The 20,927-nt window shown below is 58.5% G+C and carries 14 protein-coding genes; 3 read left to right on the forward strand and 11 right to left on the reverse strand.

The genetic code is table 11. From position 1 onward, the window contains the following. Positions 1–181: 181 nt before the first annotated feature. The 6 genes from glmS to glmU form a co-directional block, all read right to left on the reverse strand. A complete protein-coding gene (glmS, locus tag ACONT6_RS17170; protein WP_428819615.1) occupies positions 182–2,011 on the reverse strand; it encodes a glutamine--fructose-6-phosphate transaminase (isomerizing) in 1,830 nt (609 codons plus the stop codon). A gap of 204 nt (positions 2,012–2,215) precedes the next feature. Next, positions 2,216–2,977, reverse strand: coding sequence for a DeoR/GlpR family DNA-binding transcription regulator (locus ACONT6_RS17175; protein WP_428819616.1), 762 nt, complete (start codon positions 2,975–2,977; stop codon positions 2,216–2,218). An 83-nt stretch (positions 2,978–3,060) separates the two neighbouring features. Next, positions 3,061–4,260: a dihydrolipoamide acetyltransferase family protein gene (locus ACONT6_RS17180; protein ID WP_428819617.1), complete on the reverse strand. Its 1,200-nt coding sequence runs from the start codon at positions 4,258–4,260 to the stop codon at positions 3,061–3,063. Beyond that, complete coding sequence (locus tag ACONT6_RS17185; protein ID WP_428819618.1) at positions 4,260–5,264, reverse strand: alpha-ketoacid dehydrogenase subunit beta; 1,005 nt, start codon at positions 5,262–5,264, stop codon at positions 4,260–4,262. Before ACONT6_RS17185 ends, ACONT6_RS17180 begins: the two co-directional genes overlap by 1 nt. Then, positions 5,265–6,380 (reverse strand): pyruvate dehydrogenase (acetyl-transferring) E1 component subunit alpha, encoded by a 1,116-nt coding sequence (gene pdhA / locus ACONT6_RS17190; RefSeq protein ID WP_428819619.1) that lies wholly within the window; start codon positions 6,378–6,380, stop codon positions 5,265–5,267. It abuts the gene before it with no gap. Between the two features lie 297 nt (positions 6,381–6,677). Continuing rightward, positions 6,678–8,039 (reverse strand): bifunctional UDP-N-acetylglucosamine diphosphorylase/glucosamine-1-phosphate N-acetyltransferase GlmU, encoded by a 1,362-nt coding sequence (glmU, locus tag ACONT6_RS17195; protein WP_428819620.1) that lies wholly within the window; start codon positions 8,037–8,039, stop codon positions 6,678–6,680. Positions 8,040–8,197: 158 nt separating this feature from the next. Between glmU and ACONT6_RS17200 the strand changes: the two genes are divergently transcribed. Further along, positions 8,198–9,091 (forward strand): cation diffusion facilitator family transporter, encoded by an 894-nt coding sequence (locus ACONT6_RS17200; RefSeq protein WP_428819621.1) that lies wholly within the window; start codon positions 8,198–8,200, stop codon positions 9,089–9,091. A gap of 10 nt (positions 9,092–9,101) precedes the next feature. On the opposite strand, the gene ACONT6_RS17205 is transcribed toward ACONT6_RS17200, so the two are convergent. Continuing rightward, complete coding sequence (locus tag ACONT6_RS17205) at positions 9,102–9,905, reverse strand: formate/nitrite transporter family protein (protein WP_428819622.1); 804 nt, start codon at positions 9,903–9,905, stop codon at positions 9,102–9,104. A 270-nt stretch (positions 9,906–10,175) separates the two neighbouring features. Between ACONT6_RS17205 and ACONT6_RS17210 the strand changes: the two genes are divergently transcribed. Beyond that, complete coding sequence (locus tag ACONT6_RS17210) at positions 10,176–13,502, forward strand: amidohydrolase family protein (protein ID WP_428819623.1); 3,327 nt, start codon at positions 10,176–10,178, stop codon at positions 13,500–13,502. 304 nt (positions 13,503–13,806) lie between these two features. Then, positions 13,807–14,904: a class I SAM-dependent methyltransferase gene (locus ACONT6_RS17215; protein WP_428819624.1), complete on the forward strand. Its 1,098-nt coding sequence runs from the start codon at positions 13,807–13,809 to the stop codon at positions 14,902–14,904. A gap of 84 nt (positions 14,905–14,988) precedes the next feature. Here ACONT6_RS17215 and ACONT6_RS17220 read toward each other — a convergent pair whose 3' ends face one another. From ACONT6_RS17220 to ACONT6_RS17235, 4 genes are all read right to left on the reverse strand, one after another. Beyond that, positions 14,989–16,452 (reverse strand): tetratricopeptide repeat protein, encoded by a 1,464-nt coding sequence (locus ACONT6_RS17220; RefSeq protein ID WP_428819625.1) that lies wholly within the window; start codon positions 16,450–16,452, stop codon positions 14,989–14,991. Beyond that, the gene (locus tag ACONT6_RS17225; protein ID WP_428819626.1) at positions 16,449–17,465 is read right to left on the reverse strand and encodes a patatin-like phospholipase family protein; all 1,017 of its coding nucleotides are present in this window, start codon (positions 17,463–17,465) and stop codon (positions 16,449–16,451) included. Before ACONT6_RS17225 ends, ACONT6_RS17220 begins: the two co-directional genes overlap by 4 nt. A gap of 143 nt (positions 17,466–17,608) precedes the next feature. Next, entirely contained in the window at positions 17,609–20,062 is a 2,454-nt protein-coding gene (locus tag ACONT6_RS17230) for a hypothetical protein (RefSeq protein WP_428819627.1), read from the reverse strand. After that, complete coding sequence (locus tag ACONT6_RS17235; protein ID WP_428819628.1) at positions 20,059–20,667, reverse strand: hypothetical protein; 609 nt, start codon at positions 20,665–20,667, stop codon at positions 20,059–20,061. Before ACONT6_RS17235 ends, ACONT6_RS17230 begins: the two co-directional genes overlap by 4 nt. Positions 20,668–20,927 lie beyond the last annotated feature (260 nt).

A 20,927-nucleotide genomic window follows, 5' to 3' on the forward strand; every position in this document is an offset into this window, starting at 1 on the left:
TGTAGTGCATGATCGCGTGAAGATAGTTGGGACTATTGTGTTAAATGAAAAGGCGGAGCGTTGATACAGAAGGGATTATCGGAATATTTTTTAATTAGGTGTGATATGGATTTTTTCAAACCTTCCGCAGCCCAGAGGTTAATCCGTTTATAGGCTGCGGGAAGGTTTATTGATTTCCGAATTATTCTACGGTTACTGATTTAGCCAGATTTCTCGGCTGATCCACGTCGGTGCCTTTCAATAGTGCGACGTGATAGCTCAATAACTGCAGCGGTACGGTGTACAGAATCGGTTGCAGGCTTTCCGGTGCATCCGGTACTTCAACTACGGTCAACCCTGATTCACTTTTAAATCCGGCCTCGGGGCTGGCGAATACAAATAGTTCGCCACCCCGCGCGCGCACTTCCTGCAGATTGGATTTCAGTTTTTCCAGAAGCTCATCATTTGGCGCCACGACGATTACGGGCATATCCGCATCTACTAACGCCAGTGGGCCGTGCTTGAGTTCGCCCGCCGGATAGGCCTCAGCGTGGATATAGGAAATTTCCTTCAGCTTCAGCGCCCCTTCCAGTGCGATTGGATATTCGACGCCGCGCCCCAAAAACAGTGCGTGATTTTTTTCTGCGAAGGCTTCACTGGTGGCTTTTACCAGTGCATCCAGACCGGTGAATTTTTTCATCAGCTCCGGCAGCTGGTGCAGGGCGCTTACCAGTTCGGCTTCGCGATCGCCGGTCATGCCATTGGCTTTGGCAAGGGCGATACAGAACAGCTGCAGGGCAACCAATTGAGTGGTAAATGCTTTGGTGGAGGCGACGCCGATTTCGGGGCCGGCTTCGGTCATCAGTTGTAGTTCAGACTCCCGTACCAGTGAGCTATTGGGGACGTTGCAGATGGTCATGGACGCGAGGTAACCCAGCTCCTTGGCCTGACGCAAAGCAGCGAGCGTGTCTGCAGTTTCCCCGGATTGGGAGATGGTGACAAACAGGGTACCCGGGCGCACCGCGGTTTTGCGGTAGCGGATTTCACTGGCGACTTCGACGGAGCAGGGGACACCGGCCCAGTCTTCGATCCAGTAGCGGGCGACGAGACCGGCATGGTAGCTGGTGCCACAGGCGACGATCTGTACCTGTTTAACCTGGGGCAGGATTTCGTTGGCGGCAGTGCCGAGGGCCTGGGAAAGCACGGAGTGTTCGCCGATGCGGCCGGCCATGGTGGCTTCGACCACTTTGGGCTGCTCGAAAATTTCCTTCTGCATGTAGTGGCGGTAGCGGCCTTTGTCTGCGGCATCGTGGCCGCCCTGCAGCTTGTTGACCGGACGGCTGACTTCTTCACCGGTTTTGTCCCATACGGCGATGCCGTCGCGGGTGACTTCGGCGATGTCGCCTTCCTCTAAAAAGATAAAGCGGTCGGTGACCTGTTGCAGGGCCATGGGATCGGAGGCGATGAAGTTTTCTTCAATCCCGACACCGATAACCAGCGGGCTACCCAGACGGGCACAAACCAGTCGCTCGGGTTCAGTGGAGCAGACAACGCCGAGGGCGTAGGCACCGTGGAGTTGTTGGGTGGCGGCGGTAACGGCCTGCAGTAAATCGCGGCCGTCTTTGCAGAGGTCGTTGATCAGGTGGACCACAACTTCGGTGTCGGTTTCAGACTGGAATTCGTAACCTTTTGCGATCAGCTCATCGCGCAGTTCCAGATAGTTTTCGATGATGCCGTTGTGCACCAGGGCGATGTTGCCGGAGGTGTGCGGGTGGGAGTTTTTGTCCGACGGTACGCCGTGGGTGGCCCAGCGGGTGTGGGCGATACCGAGCTGGCCGGCGGTGGGGCTGCCGTCGAGAGCGGACTCGAGATCGGCGACCTTGCCCTGGGTTTTGCGCAGCTGCAGTTTGCCGTCGCCGTTGACGAGGCACACGCCCGCCGAGTCATAGCCGCGGTACTCCAGTCGGCGCAGGCCTTCCAGCAGGATTCCGGTTACATTGCGTTGGCCCAGGGCGCCTACGATTCCACACATTTTTTTAGCCTCGTTTGTTAGTGCCTCCGGGTTTTAGTCCGGTGGCGGCGGCGCTACCGGGTGCAGGTTTGCAAGACACGCCGTGTACCCATCCTTGGGGGCTCTGCACCGCCATCCATGGCAGTGAAGGTCTCGCAAGCCTGCACCCGGTATCACCACCTTCTCGTCATGCTTCAGTGTGTTTTACACACTCGACTTCGTTGTTTAATTCACTTCCGCACAGATTACGCGCAGGCCTCGGTTTTCCAGCTGCGCGCAAACCTTGTCGTCAATTCCGCTGTCGGTCACCAGGGTGCCGAACATCTCCCAGCTCAATTCGAGATTGGGGATTCTTCTTCCAACCTTGCTCGACTCCGCCATCACGATGACTTCGCGGGCGACGTCAGCCATCACCCGCGAGAGCCCGATCTGCTCGTTAAATGTGCAGGTGCCGCGCTCCAGGTCGATGCCGTCGGCACCGATAAACGCCTGGTCGAAGTCGTAGCCGCGCAGGACCTGTTCCGCCACCTGTCCCTGGAAGGCTTCAAAGTGGGGGTCCCAGGTGCCGCCGGTCATCAGCAGGGTGGGCTCGTTTTCCAGTTCCCGCAGCTGGTTGGCGACGTGCAGGGAGTTGGTCATGACCACCAGGCCGCGTTTTTTGTCGAGCTCGGTGATCAGTCCGGTGGTGGTGCGGCCGTAGTCGATGACGATGCGGTTGTGGTCGCGGATCAGTTCGGCGGCGGCGCGGCCGATGGCACGCTTGGTGATAGAGAGCGGGTCCTCGGCAACCAGTTCCCGGGGCAGGGGGATGGCGCCGCCGTGACGGCGCAGTAGCAAGCCACTGTCTTCCATCGCCGCCAGATCCTTTCGGATCGTAACTTCTGAGGTTTCGAACTGGCGTGCCAGTGCTTCGACACTGGCTTCGCCGGCTTCGTTGATCTGCTGCAGTATCTGATGGCGGCGCTGTTGGGTGTTGCGTTTGGACATGGCTGCTTAAGTTTCGATTCGTAAGTTAAGGATAGCAAACCGAAATTTAATATCACAACCCGAATTTGGAGAAACGCATCTCACTACGAGGCGGTTTCCAGGTATTTCTTCAGTGCCTTCAGGAATCTCGCCAGTTCGCCGCCGGTAACGGCTCGGTGGTCGGCGGTGATGGACAGTGGCAGCAGTTTGCGCACCCGCGCCTTGCCTTTGTGGGGAAGCACCGCCTTGTGCGCGCGGCCGGCGCCGACAATGCATACCAGGGGTGGCACGACGATCGGGGTGGCAAAACGGCCGGCGAGGCTGCCGAAGTTCGAGAGGTGGATGGTGGCGCCCTGAAGTTCTTTCTGCGGGATGGCGCCTGCCTCGACCTGTTGTTTGAAGCGGGCAATGCTCTCCAGTATCGCTTCGTCGGACTGGGCGCCGATGTCTTGCAGTACCGGGACGAATAAACCTTTGGGTGCGTCCACCGCCAGGCCCACGTTTACCGGGGTTTTCGGCTCCAGGGTTTCGTTTTCAAAATGGGCATTCAGATTCGGCTCTTCCGCGGCGGCGTGAGCAATCGCTTTGAGCAGGTACAGGGTGGGGCTGATGCCTTTAGGCCAATCGGAGATATCGACCTCGTCGAACAGGGTCATCGGGCACACCTGGTCGCGGGCGCGATTCATCGCCATCACCATGGCGCGGCGGGCTGGAGCCGTTTCCGCTGAGGATCGCGAAGAATCGGTAATTTCGACGTTTTTTGGCAATTTTTCACTACTTTTATCCGCCTTTTCACTCCACCTTGGCAGCGTTTCGCCGCGGGCGGCGGCGCGGACTTCCGCTTCGCTGAAGCGGGCGCCGGAGGGGTGCAGGCTATCCAGGTCGACACCGAGGCGACGCGCCAGAGCACGCACTGCGGGAGTGGCGCAGCGAGGACGGCTGGTGATTGGGCGTTGCTCGACGGCGAGGGCTTCGCTGCCCTGCTCAATCTTGCCAACGACGGTACCGCTATCGCTGGCCGGCTCTGCGGGAGGCGGCTGGCGTGCCGGCGCCTCACCGGCATGCGATTCAGCTTCCGCAAAACCGATCAGCGGCTGCCCCGTTTCCAGTGTCTCACCCTCGGCGGCGAACAGGGTTTGCACGGTGCCGGCAAACGGCGAGGGCACTTCCACCAGTGCCTTGGCGGTTTCCACGCTGACCAGAACCTGGTCTGCCTTGACGGTGTCGCCCTCATCCACATGCCATTCGCGGATGACCGCATCGGGCAGTCCCTCGCCCAGGTCGGGCAACCGGAAGATCTTCATCACTCTCCCTCCCGCGCATAGTTCAGCGCGGCGCGAGCGCCGGCCAGAATTCGCTCTACACCGGGGAGGTAAGTGTTTTCCAACTGGTAATAGGGCATCACGGTGTCGTAGCCGGTTACGCGCTGCACCGGTGCCTCCAGCAGGTCGAAGGCGTATTCCTGTACCTGCGCTACGATCTCCGCGCCGAGCCCGCCGAAGCGCGCGGCCTCATGCACCACAACACAGCGGCGTGTCTTTTCCAGGGAGTCGATGATGGTGTGAATATCCAGGGGCTTGAGGGTAGCGGGGTCGATGACCTCCGCCTCAATACCCTCGCTGGACAGTTGCTCCGCAGCGGCTAGGGTTTCCCGCACACTGGCGCCCCAGGCAATCAGGGTGAGGTCGCTGCCCTCGCGCAGGGTAAAGGCGCAGTCCAGTGGCAGCGCCTCGCCGTTGTCCGGCACTGGTTGCTTCGCCGCGCGGTAGATGCGTTTGGGCTCGAGAAACAGCACCGGATCGGGATCGCGTATCGCGGCCAGCAGCAATCCGTAGGCCCGCGCCGGGGAAGAGGGCACCACGACGCGCAAGCCGGGGATATGGGCAAACAAGGCTTCGGTGCTCTCGGAGTGATGCTCCGGCGCGTGGATACCACCGCCGTAGGGCGCGCGATACACAATGGGACAGGACAGGCGACCGCGGGTGCGGTTGCGCATGCGCGCAGCGTGATTGAGGATATGGTCGAGGCCGGGGTAGATAAAACCCATAAACTGGAACTCGGCCACCGGCCGAAGTCCCTGGGTGGCCATGCCCACGGCAATACCGGCAATCATGGTTTCCGCCAGCGGGGTATCCAGTACGCGCGCGCCACCAAATCGCTGCTGTAATCCGTCTGTTGCCCGGAATACGCCACCGTTGGCACCAATATCCTGACCGAACACCACAACGTCGCGGTCCCGCTCCAGTTCGTGGGCCAGTGCCTGGGTCACAGCCTCCACCAGGGTGATCGCCTTGGTTTCTTCTCCCATCTACTCCCCCCGGTTCGCCGTTTGCGCCTGCTCATCGCGCAGCTGGTCGTACTGTTCGTAAAACGCAGCCGGCAGCTGGGCATACAGGTGATCGAAGATGGCTGTCGCCGGTTCCGGGTCGCGGGACTCCCAGCGATCCAGCGCGGCCTCCATGATCTGCGCCAGCTCCCGATCCAGATCCTGCTTTTTGGCATCGCTCCACAGGCCCTGAGCGCGCAGATAGCTATCCAGTCGTTTGATCGGCTCCCACTGCCAGGCATCCTCCAGTTCCTGCGCACTGCGGTAGCGACTGGCGTCGTCGGCGGTGGTGTGATCGCAAAGACGATAGGTCATGGCCTCGATCAGCGCCGGACCGTCCCCCTGGCGCGCGCGGGCGATGGCGTCCCGCACTGCCCAGGCGACGGCTACTACATCGTTGCCATCTACCTGCAGGGCGGGGATGCCCGCGGCAATGCCTTTCTGGGCGATAGTCTGGGTACCGGTCTGGGCATGGCGCGGGACGGAAATGGCCCACTGATTGTTGTTTACCACGAACACCACCGGCAGCTGCCAGGCGCCGGCGAGATTCATAGCCTCGTAGAAATCCCCCTTGGAGGTGGCGCCTTCACCGGAACTGGCGACGGCTACCTGCAGTGGCCGGCCATCCTGTGTGTGGCGATATTTGAGCGCAAAGGCGACACCGGCCGCGTGCAGGGCCTGGGTGGCGATAGGAATACACACGGGAAGGTCGCCGGGTTGGTGTTGAAAGTTCTGCCCGCGCTCGTCGCCGCCCCAGTTGGCGAGAATCTCCTCGATCAGTACGCCGCGCTCGAGAAAGGCGCCGGTTTCCCGGTAGTAGGGACAGTAGATGTCTTCGCCGATCATGGCATTGGCGGTGGCGACGCCGATGGCTTCCTGCCCGAGTGAGGAGGGGTAGGTGCCAAGGCGGCCGGTGCGCTGCAGTTTTACCGCTCGGTCATCCACCAGGCGGGCGAGCTGCATCTGGCGCAGGCAATAGCTGAGCCACTCCGGAGTGGCAAATTCCGGCAGGGGCTGGGTTGCCTGACCCTGTTTATCCAGGAATTGCAGACGCGCGATATCGAAGGAAGCCTGGAGCTGCAGGCGAGGTTTGAGCATCGGCTTGGGTTCCCTGAATTCCGATGCTTTTAGTGTAGTTGGGGGTTCTTTGCCGGCAGGACGTTACGGGGTGCGTTTTATCAAAGTTCCGGGATGACAAATCACCGGGTATTCGTTTTCGCTACGGAGTAAGGAAGGGAAGACTGAAGGAGGGGTGCCGGGTGCAGATTTTCAGGAGCGTCGTAAACAGGGACGTTTGCGACGCAGCTTACATGGATGTACTCGTAGCGGTCCTGAAAATCTGCACCCGGTGCTCCGCCGCCACCCAGACATCTTCAAGCACCCGGGCCAAGGAGCTCATGACTTCTTGGTAGGTCGCTGCCAGCCCGCAATATTGCGCTGCTTGCCACGCGCCACTGCCAGTTCGTCAGCACTCACTTCGCGGGTAATGGTTGAACCAGCACCGATGGTAGCCCCGGCGCCAATTTCCACTGGGGCGACCAGCGCGGAATTGGAACCGATAAAGGCGCCATCGCCGATCAGGGTTTTGGATTTGTTCACACCGTCGTAGTTACAGGTGATGGTACCGGCGCCGATATTGACGCCTTCACCCACCTCCGCATCGCCGATGTAGGAGAGGTGGTTTACCTTGCTGCCGAGACCGATTTTCGCTTTCTTGGTCTCGACGAAATTACCCACCTTGGCACCGTTAGCGAGTTCGGTACCCGGGCGCAGGCGGGCGAAAGGTCCCACTGTGCAGGCCTCGCCTACCATCGCATCCTCAACAATCGAGCTGGCTTCCAGCACCGTGCCCGCCGCCAATGCACAGTTCTTCAGCAGGCAGTTGGGGCCGATTTTGACCCCAGCGCCGAGCTTCACCTGGCCCTCGAAAATACAGTTGATATCGATGCTTACATCGCTATCGCATTCCAGCTGGCCACGGATGTCGATACGCGCCGGATCCAGCAGCGTCACCCCGGCAGCCATCAGCGTCTCCGCCTGCTCCCGCTGCAGCGCACGCTCCAGCTCTGCCTGCTGGGCTCGGCTGTTTACGCCGGCAACTTCGTCGGGATCTTCGGCGATCACGCCGGCAACGGCGATATTCTCGCTTACCGAGCGCGCAATCACGTCGGTCAGGTAGTACTCGCCCTGGGCGTTGTCGTTGGAGAGTTCCGGCAGCCACTGGGCGAGCAGGTCGCCGGGGGCAGCGAGGATACCGGTGTTGATTTCGCGGATGGTGCGGGTAGCGTCATCGGCGTCTTTCTCTTCCACGATTGCCTGCACCGCGTTGACGGTGTCACGCACGATACGGCCATAGCCGCTGGGGTCATCCATTACCACCGACAGCAGTGCAGGGCCACTCGCGGAGGCCTTGAGCAGGTCCTGCAGGGTTGAGGTTTTCACCAGTGGAACATCGCCGTACAACACCAGTACCGTGCTGCCGGGACGGAAATTGGGAATCGCCTGGGCCACCGCGTGGCCGGTACCCAGCTGTTCGGTCTGCTCCACAAACTGCACGCCGCTGTCGGCGAATCGCTCGCGTACCAGCTCCGCACCGTGACCGATCACCACGGTGATCGCGACATCCCCGAGTCCTTTTGCTGCCTCAATCACCCGTCCCAACATCGGTACACCGCCAATGGGGTGCAGCACCTTGGGCAGGTCGGAGCGCATACGGGTGCCTTTGCCGGCAGCGAGGATGACGATATCGATGGCCATAGAAGTACCTGGTCGAACAACTGTTTACTAAGAATGGCTGCGAATTGTGGCCACTTCACCCCGACTCCACAAGTACAGGCCGTGTTGCGTAGGTAAAACGCATCTAGAATTTCGCTGATCCTATTTTTACGACACTTAGCAACGGGAATACTGAAACGATGGAAACACGCGGCTTGTGGCTGTCGATTGTGGGCTGCCTGTTCATGGCGGCGCTGGGCTTCGGCTTCGCCCACTGGACCGGATCCACCGCAATCTTTCTGGACGGTGTTTTCTCACTGGTGAGCTTCGTCATGTCACTGATGATGCTGGTGGTATCGCGACTGATCCGTCGCAGTGCGGACCGGCGCTTCCCGTTCGGCTATGCCAGCTTTGAGCCCGCTTTCAACGTGCTGCAGAGCATGGTGATCCTGGGTGTAATGGTGATGGCACTGTCTTCGGCGATAGCAGCGCTGTATCAGGGCGGGCGGAATCTGGATGCGGGAATGGCGACGATTTACGCCGCCATCGCCAGTAGCGGTTGTCTCGCCGTCTTTTTGGTGCTGCGGCGTATTGCCAGGCACACGGGCTCAACGCTGATAGAAGTAGACGCGTTTGCCTGGATGATGGACGGCGTGCTCAGTGGTGTGGTGCTTATCGCGTTCACCCTGGTGTGGCTATTTGGCGAAGCGCTTGGGGACCAGTTGCCATATGTGGATTCGTGGATGGTAATCATCATGGTGATGGTGATGTTGCCGGTTCCGCTGCGCATCCTGATCCGCAACCTGATGGAAGTACTGCTGGCGGCACCGCCGATCGACGTACAGCGAAAAATCCGGCGCGCATTTCGCGATGCCATGCACGATATCCCGGGGGAGGAATGGTCGCTCAGCATCACCAAGATCGGTCGCTCGGTGTATTTGCACGCGCGTATTTTGCTCAGCGAAGCGCATAACACCGCGGGGATCGAGCAGGCGGATGCGTGGCGGGAACAACTGACGGAGCGCATGGCAGAATTCGTCGCCGAACAGGAGTTTGACGTGGTGTTTACCACCGACGCCTCCTACATTGGCTGATTACCTGGTATCACCGTCCATTGCGCGGAGCGGTAAAGCTGTACTTCACTCGCCCCACGAATATTGAACCTCCGATGGTGTTCCCCACTGTGGCAATCGCGAGGAACTGCAGCACATCCACCAACCCCACGGTGGTGCTCTTGGCGAACCAGGCGCAGAACATACCGACAGCGCCGGCAATACAGTGGGGCAGGCCGCCGAGACCGATCACAAAGGTAATAATCGCCACCGCGGCAATACGACTCATGGTCTCGGTAGATGAGGTCACCATCCACGCCAGCAACCCCATCAGCCATCCGGCAAATATCGCTCCCAGAAACTGCCCACTGACACTATCCGCGGTCATTTTTTGGCCGTAGTAGCCGAACACGGACTCATCGAAGCGATCGGTCATCCCCACAAACTGTACAAACAGCGCGCTGAACACGGCCGCACCCAGCAGGTTACCCGCGTAAATCAGCCCCCATACCCGCAATAATTGCCGCACCGTCTTGCGGCCATCGAGCACCGGCAGGATCGCGAGCGTGGTGTGCTCAGTGAACAGGTCTGAGCGGCCAATAATGACCAACATAAAGCCAACCGGGTAACTCAGCGCCGCGAGCAGGTACAACAGCTGATGGGAAATACTGGCGTGGAAGTGGCTGTAAAAGGCCGCCATCAGAAAGATGCTGAAACCAATCTCCATGCCCGCAGACATTGACGAGAGTATCAGCGCTTTGTTGTCGCGGTGATACTCGCGCAGGCTCTCATCCATCTGCTCGGAGAGAATCTGGCGATCACTCTTGGGGCGCGCTCGATCCTTGTGGTGACTCATAGGTGGTCCGCAACTGGGAAGGTGGCCCGTTGCGGCACCTTTTATCCCAGTTTAGTCAGTGTCTACGGCGGTGCGTTGCCGTGCCACTCCAACGCCCCACAGGCAAAAATCCGGTAACGACCCGATATCCCGAGTTTTCTCCTATTCGGCGCAGATTCGTTGTCTTTTGCCACAATTGCGGTAATTTGGCGAAACAGTCATTTTTTAAACAGCGGCGCCATAGCCGGCAGTCGCGACGTCAAGACAACTCCAGTAATCCAGGAGCCCTGAATGATAAAAACCAAAATCAGCCAGCTCGCACGCCTGATCGGCGGCGCCGGCCTCGCTCTTACCCTACCGCTGGCCGCAGCCGCAGAAGACGCCAAAAAAGAGGCGGACAAGTGGGATGTGAACAAGCCACCCTACGAGTTCAAATTCATTCCCCTGGATACCCGCGAGACCACCTGGAGCAACCTGGATATCAGTCCCGATGGCAAAACCATCATCTTCGATATGCTGGGTGATATTTACGAAATGCCGGTAACTGGCGGCGACGCCAGGGCCATCACCAGCGAAATCGCGTGGAATACCCAGCCGCGCTTCAGCCCCGACGGCAAGTCGATCGTGTTCGTGAGCGACCGCGACGGCGCCGACAACATCTGGCTGATGGACCGCAATGGCGAGAACCTGCGCCAGTTGACCACCGAGCGCGAAAACCTGGTACACGCTCCCAGTTTCAGCCCCGACGGCCAGTACCTGGTAGCGCGCAAGGGCTTCATGTCCGGCCGCAGCATCCCCGCGGGCGAAATCTGGATGTACCACTACGGCGGGGGTGAAGGCCGCCAGATCAAGGCGCGCCTTGGCGGCGATATCGCGCAGAAGAATATCTCCGATGCGGTGTTCTCCGCGGACGGCCGCTACATTTATTACGCCATCGACACCACCCCGGGCACCGTGTGGGAGTACAACAAGAACTCCACCCAGCAGATCTTTGCCATCAACCGCTACGACCTGGAGGACGGCAAGGAAGAGACCTTTATCTCCGGCCCCGGCGGCGCCATCGCCCCGGTTCCATCCCCCGACGGCAAACAACTGGCATTTATCCGCCGTCAGGACGACCAGACCTCCCTGTTTGTAAAAGACCTCACCAGCGGTCTGGAAAAGCCGATCTACTCCGGCCTCGAGCGCGACCTGCAGGAGACCTTCGGCTCCCACGGCAACTATGTGCAATACGACTGGATGCCGGACGGAGAATCCCTGATCGTGTGGAGCGGCGGTAAATTCCTGCGCATCAACGCGGACGGCAGTAGCCTGGAGCGCGGTGCACGGGAAATCGTCGCGCACATCAAGACCGAGAAAAAGGTCGCCGACGCGGTGCGTTTCCCGGTAGACGTAGCCCCGGATGCATTCGACGTGAAGATGATCCGCTGGGCGCAGAAGTCGCCGGACGGCAAACAGATCGCCTTCCAGGCTTTGGGCAAGATTTACGTTCAGGATGCAAACAGCGGCGAACGTCGCCGATTGACCCGTCAGGATGAGCAGTTCGAGTTCTATCCCAGCTGGTCGCGGGACGGCAAGCAGATCACCTACGTAACCTGGGACGATGAAGGCCTCGGTCAGGTGCGTGTGGTGTCCGCACGCAACGGTCGCGGCAAGACCATCACCCGCGAACCCGGGCTGTATGTGGAACCGAGCTTCTCCCCGGACGGTGAAACCGTGGCCTTCCGTCGCTTTACCGGCGGCTACCTGCTGAGCCCGGAATACTCCCTGGAGCCGGGCATCTACCTCGCGGATGCAGGCGGTGACTGGCAGCGCCGCATCGCCAAATCCGGCTACGAGCCACATTTTGGTGCCGACGGCGAGCGCATCTATTTCTCCGAATACGTCTACGGCGACGGTGGCAAACGGGTGTTCAAGAGCGTCGACACCCGCGGCAAGGACGAGCGCGAGCACCTGCATGGCGCCGAGATCACCTCATTCCGCCTGTCCCCGGACGGCCGCTGGGTGGCCTTCACCCAGGACTTTAAGGCGTTTGCCGCGCCGTTTATGCACACCGGCAAGTCCGAATCCATCGGGCCCAAAGCCAGCGCGGTAAAGGTCACCCAGGTGTCCAAGCGGGCGGGTGAGAACCTGCACTGGTCAGCCAACAGCCAGACCCTGGGCTGGTCCCACGGCCCCAAGCTGTACGAGCGCAACCTCAAGGAAGCATTTGATTTTGTCGCCGGCGCGCCGGAACAGCTGCCGGAGCCGGTCAGCGAAGGTATCGACCTCGGTTTCAAACAGCAATTCGCCAACAGCGGCAAGCTGGTGGCCCTGACCGGCGGCACTGTGGTGACCATGCGCGATGCGGAAACCGCGCAGGAAGTCATCGAAAACGGCGTGGTGCTGTTCCGCGGCAACCGCATCGTCGCAGTGGGCTCCGCCGGTGAGGTGGAAATTCCCGCGGGTGCCCAGCGCATCGATGTCACCGGCAAGACCGTATTGCCGGGCCTCGTTGACGCTCACGCCCACGGCGCCCAGGGGCGCGAGGAAATCATCCCGCAGCAGAACTGGAACCTGTATTCCAGCCTGGCGTTCGGGGTGACCACCATTCACGACCCGTCCAACGACAGCAGCGAGATCTTCTCCGCCGCGGAAATGCAGAAGGCCGGCATCATCAACGGTCCGCGCATCTTCTCTACCGGCACCATCCTTTACGGTGCCAAGGGCCCGGGCTACAAGGCCAAGATCAACAGCCTGGAAGACGCTGAGTTCCATGTGGGCCGCCTCAAGGAAATGGGCGCGATCTCCGTGAAGAGCTACAACCAGCCGCGTCGCGAACAGCGCCAGCAGGTGCTGGAAGCGGGTCGCAAGCTCGGCTTGATGGTGGTTCCGGAAGGTGGCGGCAAGTACCAGCACAACATGAATATGATTGTGGATGGCCACACCGGTGTGGAGCACTCTCTGCCAATCGCCAATATCTACTCCGACGTGGAACAGCTGTGGGGCCAGACCAGCGTCGGCTACACCCCGACCTTTGTGGTGGCTTACGGCGGTCTCTCCGGTGAGTATTACTGGTACGACCGCACCGAGGTGTGGAAGAACGATCGCCTGACGCGCTACACCCCGGACTTTATCGTCAACCCGCGTTCCATCCGTCGCCCCACCGCGCCGGACCACCACTACAACCATGTGGACGTGGCCCACCACGCTAAACAGCTGCGCGAAAAAGGCGTCACCGTACATATCGGTGCCCACGGCCAGCGTGAAGGCCTCGGCGCCCACTGGGAGCTGTGGATGATGGAGCAGGGCGGCTTCACCCCGTGGGAAGCGTTCCGCGCCGGCACCATCGACGGCGCCCGCTACCTGGGTATGGATAAAGACATCGGCAGCCTGGAAGCCGGCAAACTGGCGGATATCATCGTGGTGGATGGCAATCCGCTGGAAAACCTGCGCCTGTCCGAGCAGGTGAAATACACCGTAATCAACGGCAAGGTGTTCGATGCGGCCACCATGAACGAAGTAAACGGGGACGAGCGCCTGGCGTTCTTCCACGAACGCCTGCCGGTGAGCGCCATGCCCACGCCCACCGCGGAAGCGATTCAGGAAAAGCAGCAGCGTCACCACTGGGTGCACTGATTTCCCTATCCGCAATCGTTTGCAAAAATCGGAAAAACCCGCGAGAAATCGCGGGTTTTTTTATTCCCATTCGAGCCCCACACTCCCAGCCCGCGTTTATCTGTCGTCCATTACCACTCCTTGTACATGCATAACAGCCGCAATCTCACTACTCGTCGATTCGTATGACTTTTTAACCCGGCACTCGGGAAGTCGCTGAAGTGTTTGCGGTACGCTCGGGTTATCGATGCTCATCGGACGAGCAGCTACGCCGTTGATCTCGTTGAAGTCCCCCCAAAAATTTTCTAGATAAAGGACGTATACGATGGAAACGCTCTCCCCGGATATGGAATCCGCAAGTAATACACCCGTTGTCGATTTTGAAAAAGTAGAAGAATTTGCCGGGCGCGTGCTCAGCGACCTGGCCGCTGCTGGCGCACATGCGCTTGTATATGTCGGCGATCAGCTGGGGTTATTCAAAGCCCTCGCCAAGGGACCGGCCACCGCGGAACGCCTGGCGCAACGGTGCAATCTCGACGCACGTTATGTGCGCGAATGGGCCAGCGGCTTGGCCGCGATTGGCTATTTCGATTACGAACCTGCCGGGGGTACGTTTATCTTGCCACCAGAACGGGTTGCGGTACTGGCAGACGAGAATTCCCCCGCGTTTATGGCCGCCGCAGCTTCGGTAGTTCGCACCATGTATCATTCAGCGGATGAGATCGCTAACGTGTTTAAGACCGGAGCAGGGTTTGGCTGGCACCAGCACCATCAGTGCCTGTTTCACGGTATCGAGCGGTTTTTCCGTCCGGGTTATGACACTTTTCTGGTAGAAGACTGGCTCAAGCAACTTCCCGGAATCACCGAAAAACTGAACGCGGGTGGCAGCGTGCTTGATGTAGGTTGCGGCCACGGCGCATCTACCATAATCATGGCCAAGGCCTTTCCTGAATCACGCTTTATCGGCATCGACTATCATCAGGAGTCTATCAATGCGGCGGTGCAGGCGGCGGCAGACGCAGGGGTATCCGACCGGGTGGAATTTCTGGTTGCCAAGGCCCAGTCGCTTCCGCAAGGGCCCTTTGATCTCGTTTGTTACTTCGATTGCCTGCACGACATGGGCGATCCGGTAGGCGCAGCCCAGGCTGCGCGTGATGTAATAAAACCCGATGGTAGCGTTCTTTTAGTCGAACCACTGGCCGAAGACCAATTGGAAAAAAACCTGAATCCGCTCAGCGCACTTTTTTATGCTGGGTCGACTTTTCTTTGTACCCCCTGCTCAAAATCCCAGAAGGTCGGGCTGGCATTGGGTGCTCAGGCTGGCCCCGGCAGGCTTACCGGAGTACTTGAAAGCGCCGGCTTCAGTCAGGCACGGGTTGCGACCCGATCCATGGCAAACCTGATCATCGAGGCTAAACCCTAGGTTTCCCAATACAAAAAATCACCTGGGGTCATTGCGATAGACAGCGGTAAAATACTCACTGTTGGATGGGTGGTTTGTCGCTGTTTACTGCAGAATATCTTGCGCGCGGGAACGCAAATCATCGGAATGACTCCAGGCAATAACTCGCTCCAAATACGGGCGAGCGTCGGCAATCCGATCAAGATGCGCGAGATAAAAACCAATCGCAGCATTCAGGTTGAGGTGATTGGGCTCCTGCTGATGGGCGCTCAGCATAATCTGCAGTGCCGGTTCGCTTTCCCCTTTCAATTGATAAACAGTCCACAGGGTGCGATACGCCGGCAAATAGTCCGGCCCCGCCTGTACTGCGATTTTTGCGTACTTTTTTGCCGCTGCGTAGTGGTCGTCATCCCAGTCCCGGGTCAGGGTCAATGACTGCAGTCTCAGCAGGTAAAAGCGGGCCAGGTTAGCTGCGGTAAGGTGGCTGACCATTCCATATTCACCGATATCCTGCGCAATTTTTTCACCGAATTTGAAGTCCTTCTGCTCAGCGTGCAGCACCGCCATGGCGGTGAGGTTTTCCTGCCAGCCCAGATCGTGTTTTTTGCTCTGCTGTAGATAGTCCATGGCCAACTGTGCTCGGCCAAATTCCATTGCCTCATTCGCAAGCAGGAACAGATGTTCGTTGTCGGTAACGGCGCGACGGGGTATCGAATAGGAGTAGTCGGCAATGTCCAGCTTGTGACGCAGGATGTCATCACGCATGTAGGCACGTATTTCCGCCTGCATTTCCCGTACACTTTTATTGAAATGCTCTTCGAAGATTTTTACCGGGTCATCACCGGCGGCGACCGCCTTTAAGTAGCTTTCGCTGGCTGCGCGGTAATCCGGGTGTCCCGCGTGGTGGCCCAGTTGCAGGTAATGGGTCAACAGCCAGGCGCTGGCATAGTAGTTGTTCCAGTAACGGCTATCGTCGCCATTCGTTGCGACGCCGATCGATGGCGGATGCAGAAGCTGTTCGACGGTGAGCGGTTCCTCGCTGGCCCAGGCACTCAGACGCCACTCGGGAATACCGCCGACCACGACCGAATTTTTTTGCAACTCCGCGCTCGCCAGCAACTCGGCGAACCCCTCCGAATACCAGCGCGGATAAGTCATTCCACTGTGCTCACGCGTCAGGTGGTGCACATATTCGTGAAAAATCAGCCCGGAACCAGTAATCCCGTGATCGCCATCGCGGGAGAATATAACCGGCCCCTGCCAGGTCTCCCGGTAAAAGCCCGCGATTTTGCGATCTCCGGAAAATTTTTCGAACTCGCCCGAGTTGCGAAAATGGAAAACCTGCAGGTTGCGGTTTTCCGGGATTTCCTCCAATCCGGTAAAAGCGAGGGCGGCGCGGCGAAAACGCTCCAGATCGCGCATCAGCGCGTTGACCCTGGGCTCGGGCACATCGGAATAGACAGTGAAATTTTCGGACTGGTATTCAAACCATGTGCGGTCACCGCCTACAGCAGAATGGGGCAAGATCAGTGCGACAGCGGCAGCTAGTGCGCGAATGAGACGATTCACTTTCGGTACACCATATCCTCTATCCAGGTGCGCAGGCGACGGGCTTCGGTTTCCCCCAGCTCGATCGCCTCTCCGGCGCGGGCATATTCATTGCCGCCGATGGGTCCCACTTTCGGCATGATCAGTACATCCGGTGGCGAGCCCATCATGCGCGTGCGCTTGTGGCGACGCTCGAGAATCTCCATGGCCTGACGCATGGTGTCGAACATGCCGGGCGGTGTGGCCCGCGCCTCCCGACGGGAGCGCAAGCTGTTCAGTTGCTCCCGTCCCTGTTCCACCAGCCGGGTAAAACTACTGGCAACGCCGTGGTCTTCGCTGTGCTCATCATTCTCCGGCTCCAGACGGGCAATCTCCTCACTTTCCACCTCGAGCGTTAACTCCTCGGCAGACGAAGACTGGGTACTGATCACACTGCGCACTTCGCCCTGTTCTCGTTTGCCACGGGGCGCCGCATCTTCGGTTACATCCACTGCGATCACAGTGGTAGCCCCCATTGCACGACACACATCCACCGGCACAGGATTCACAACGGCGCCATCAACCAACCAGCGCCCCGCCAGGGATTTGGGGGACAACAGGCCCGGAATGGAGCAGGAGGCACTGACCGCGTCCTGCAGATTGCCCTGTTGTAGCCAGATTTCCTGGCCGCTGTGCAGGTCGGTAGCCACGGCGGTGAAGGGCAGGGGAAGCTCCTCTATATCCGTGAACTCGAAGTCCTCAAAGAAGCTGCGAAATGGTTTGATGCCACCAATCACACCACCGCTGAGCGACCAGTTGATATCCAGCAGGGAAAATACTTTCCAGTTATCCAGCTGACGCACCCAGTCTTCCATTTTGTCCAGGCACCCTGCGGCGTAGGCCGCGCCGACAAATGCACCCATGGAGGTACCGGCGACAACGCTCGGGCGAATACCCATTTCATCCAGCACCTTGAGCACACCTATATGGGCAAATCCTTTGGCAGCACCGCTGCCCAGAGCGAGACCGATTACCGGTTGATCAGAAGATTGCACTCGTTCGACTCCAAATTGCGGAGAGTAAATTTACAGCTCGCTAGCAAACCATATAGACAACAAAAAAGCAGCCTCAGCTGCTTTGTTCGGGCATAAAAAAGCCCGCCGTGAAGGCGGGCTTTTCTTTAGATGGCTGACGTCAATCAGTCATTGAGGTGTGCACAGCGGCCGAATTCGGCACCATTCTTAACCTCGGCAATGAGCTGTTTCGGGAAGCTGACTTCTCGATCCTGCCCATTTTCACACACGAAGGCGGTGTCCATATTGATATCGAAAGTAATGGTGGCACCAGCCAGGTTACCCATCATTTCCGAACCGTCACCACTCAGCGCCAGGGGGTTGTCCGCCGGGTACTGGGACGCCTCAACCACACCCTGCTTGGCAAAGAAGTCACGGGTGTTAATCCAGCCGATACCGTCCAGGTAGACCCCGCCGATAAAGCCGGTGAAGTAGCCGCCGGCACGACCGACGATTACAGAACCGTCATCGTTCATGTCGGTGGGCATTACCGTGATCGGGCCAAAATTACTCTGTACGAATTCCGGACCGTAGATCGGGTTGGTACACAGGTTACCCAGGAAGAAATGGTTGTAGTCCATATCCTCACACCAGGTCAGGCCGCCCAGATCTTCCAGTTCATCGGTTTTGGTATTCCACAGCTTGACGCCGGTATCAGTGTCGATGGCAACGATACCACCGTCGCGTGTCATTGCGGTGGCGTTTTTGGCACCGAATTCGGCATAGATATCGCGGAACTCACCATTGACCCAGGCCACCTGTTTGTAGGTGCTGGAACCGGTGATCACGCTGCCGTCACCGGAAATGCGATCTGCACGCACCCACTGCACGAAGCCGGGGAGGTCGTAGGGAAGTTCCTCGATATTGCCGTGCTTGTCCCATTTGACCGGCACCATTTCACCAGTACCAGAGCGCTGACAGATACCGTCACCGTCCACATCCTTGTAGCCAAGGCCGACCATGACTTCGCCACTATCGTCCATATCCCACACGGCTGCGGACTGGGTTCCGAGTGAACCTGAACCACCACAGGTGTTGCCGTTCAGGTCCTGCATTGGCTCTAGTTTGTTGCTGAGCAGGTCCCACATTGCCGGCTCGCGGATGCCATTGTTATCCAGGTCTGCAGTAATCACCGCCTTGGTGGCATTTTTGTTCATCTTGCCGCCATTGGTGCGCACATCTACATTCGGGTGCAAGGCGTAGTTCTTCTGTACCGAGTCATAAACAAACGGAATGCCGTTGCCTACGATACCGAATGCCTTCTTGCCATTCTTGGCCAGATCGGTAACAAACGCTTCTACCAGTGGTGTGTACTGGATGCCATCCTGATAACCGTTGAAGTACATATCGGTGTGTTTGGTCTCACCGGCCTGGACGGTAATCGGGGTGAAATTACAGGCGCGGTCCTCACCCGGGTTGGTGCTTTCACCGGCATTCCAGTATTCGGCCTCGGAGACAATGGCGGTCGGGCGAGTCGGGTAACCACCAGCCTTGATGGTGTCGGTATACAGTACGTAACGCGCGCCCGGCTGCAGACCATTGATGGTAAAGGTACCGTCCGGACCGACCATACCCTGGGTCATGTTGCCGGACTGCTGGGTGATCACGTCGTACATAGGGTTGTCGATGTTACGCGCCACCATATTGATGCCGGAGTATTCACTGACGCCGTCTTTCAGGTACAGCTTGCCGGTGATGGAACCGTACTGGGTTTTGTATGCATCGGTGGGGTACAGGTCGGAAATGTTGACGATGTCATCGCGCACACTGATGCTCGCCTGCTGTCGTCCTGCCTCGCCGCGCACATTGATGAACGGGAACATGGTTTCGATGGTATCTGCGGACGGAACCTGTGAGCCGTTGAACACATTTGCAGTGTCACACCCGGGGACGCCGTCGTAGTATGGGCGATAGCCAGCGGCCATGTAGCTGAAGTGGCCATTGGCCTGGGAGTGCGACATGTTCATGGCGTGGCCGAATTCGTGGGTGAATACACCGGCAACCTTTTCGCCTTCGGTATCACTGATATCCACAAACCAGCCGTTCATCAGCGCGGTGGCTTCGGTAATCTCACCGGTCTCTTCGTCCGCCCACTCGGGGAAGGCAATACCCAGCACCTGGTTTTTCGGCACACCGAAATACTGCTCAAGGATCTCCCCGTCGGTGTCGTAGTTGACCCAGAAACCGTAACCGTTTTCCTTCGAATAGATTTCGCCAACGTTGGTTTCGTTGACGTCGGCGATACCGGTCTGCTGTTCGATGGTGCCCTGAATGGTCATCGACAGGGTTGAGGTTTCAACGTTGGACCATTCGGCAATTGCCTTGGCGGTAACCGCATTGGCCTGTTCGATGGTCAGAAACACGGTGCCGTCGTAGTTCACGGTAAACGCAGGCGCCTCGCCACCATCGGCGGTGGGGGTCATCGGGCCGCCGTCGGTGTATACCGGGATATCACCCTTTGATGTATCCCACTTGTATGGCTGCATGGTCGGCTCGTGGATATATAGCGGGCCACCAGCCTGCGCACCGGCGGAAGCGAGAGCCAGCGCCATCGCGATATTGAGCTTTTTCATTTTCATTGTTTGCCCTCCTCAACCAGTTTGCCCACCAGACCAACGAAAGTGGCTGCACTCACGGCGTCCGGATTGGTAATCATGTTCTGTTCTTCGGCGGACAGGCTCGACGTGTCCATACCCTCAAACAGGCCGTGGTTGTTGAATGCGTTAGTAGCCTTGTCGTTGCTCACAATAAACTTGCCCTGGGCCATACCGGTGGTGGTCTGGAAGCCGGTCATTTCGGCTTTTTTGTACATGAATGCAACGACTTGCTCGCCTTCGTTCCACTTGGCGAAACCTTCCGGGGTCACACCCAGATAGACTTTTCCGTTGCCCATGGAACGGGGCTTGGTCAGGCCGAACTGACGGAAAGTGTATTCACTGTCTTCTTTGACTTTGCCCTTGGCATCGCTGCCCACGCGAATGGTGACTTCGGTGTAGGGCGCACCGTTCTGGAATCCATCGGTGACACTGCTCACCTGACCGATGATGATGCTCTCGGAAGTAGTAACCAGCTGTTCCAGGTTTTGTTGTTTGATTTTCATGGCGTGCGCGGAGACGGACAGCAGAGCTGCGATCGTCAGCGTCGCCAGTAGGGATATGCGCGAGAAAATTTTCGCGAGTGGCATGAAGGCCTCCTGACTGGGTTATTTTTATTTCAGGGCCGCTGCAGCGATAACACTGAGCGACACCAGTCCTTCAAATAGAGCACAAGTATTTTTGTCACGGAGTAACACTGTGTAACAGAAACGCCTTAGGCGGTTTTGGTCATTTACACCGGTTACCGCGCTCGATCCCAGTTTTGACGCGGGCTGCAGAGCAGGGGGAGTGAATTGCGAGGAAGGTCGAACGAAGAGTCAGTAACAATGTACAGGAAAAGCAGGTTCTG

It is taken from the genome of Microbulbifer sp. MCCC 1A16149, assembly GCF_050368945.1.
Taxonomy (GTDB): domain Bacteria; phylum Pseudomonadota; class Gammaproteobacteria; order Pseudomonadales; family Cellvibrionaceae; genus Microbulbifer.

What these genes read in the sequence shown, in the direction of transcription:
- glmS (WP_428819615.1), bottom strand. Translation starts at nt 2,011, where the DNA reads ATGTGTGGAATCGTAGGCGCCCTGGGCCAACGCAATGTAACCGGAATC.
- ACONT6_RS17175 (WP_428819616.1), bottom strand. Translation starts at nt 2,977, where the DNA reads ATGTCCAAACGCAACACCCAACAGCGCCGCCATCAGATACTGCAGCAG.
- ACONT6_RS17180 (WP_428819617.1), bottom strand. Translation starts at nt 4,260, where the DNA reads ATGAAGATCTTCCGGTTGCCCGACCTGGGCGAGGGACTGCCCGATGCG.
- ACONT6_RS17185 (WP_428819618.1), bottom strand. Translation starts at nt 5,264, where the DNA reads ATGGGAGAAGAAACCAAGGCGATCACCCTGGTGGAGGCTGTGACCCAG.
- pdhA (WP_428819619.1), bottom strand. Translation starts at nt 6,380, where the DNA reads ATGCTCAAACCTCGCCTGCAGCTCCAGGCTTCCTTCGATATCGCGCGT.
- glmU (WP_428819620.1), bottom strand. Translation starts at nt 8,039, where the DNA reads ATGGCCATCGATATCGTCATCCTCGCTGCCGGCAAAGGCACCCGTATG.
- ACONT6_RS17200 (WP_428819621.1), top strand. Translation starts at nt 8,198, where the DNA reads ATGGAAACACGCGGCTTGTGGCTGTCGATTGTGGGCTGCCTGTTCATG.
- ACONT6_RS17205 (WP_428819622.1), bottom strand. Translation starts at nt 9,905, where the DNA reads ATGAGTCACCACAAGGATCGAGCGCGCCCCAAGAGTGATCGCCAGATT.
- ACONT6_RS17210 (WP_428819623.1), top strand. Translation starts at nt 10,176, where the DNA reads ATGATAAAAACCAAAATCAGCCAGCTCGCACGCCTGATCGGCGGCGCC.
- ACONT6_RS17215 (WP_428819624.1), top strand. Translation starts at nt 13,807, where the DNA reads ATGGAAACGCTCTCCCCGGATATGGAATCCGCAAGTAATACACCCGTT.
- ACONT6_RS17230 (WP_428819627.1), bottom strand. Translation starts at nt 20,062, where the DNA reads ATGAAAATGAAAAAGCTCAATATCGCGATGGCGCTGGCTCTCGCTTCC.
- ACONT6_RS17235 (WP_428819628.1), bottom strand. Translation starts at nt 20,667, where the DNA reads ATGCCACTCGCGAAAATTTTCTCGCGCATATCCCTACTGGCGACGCTG.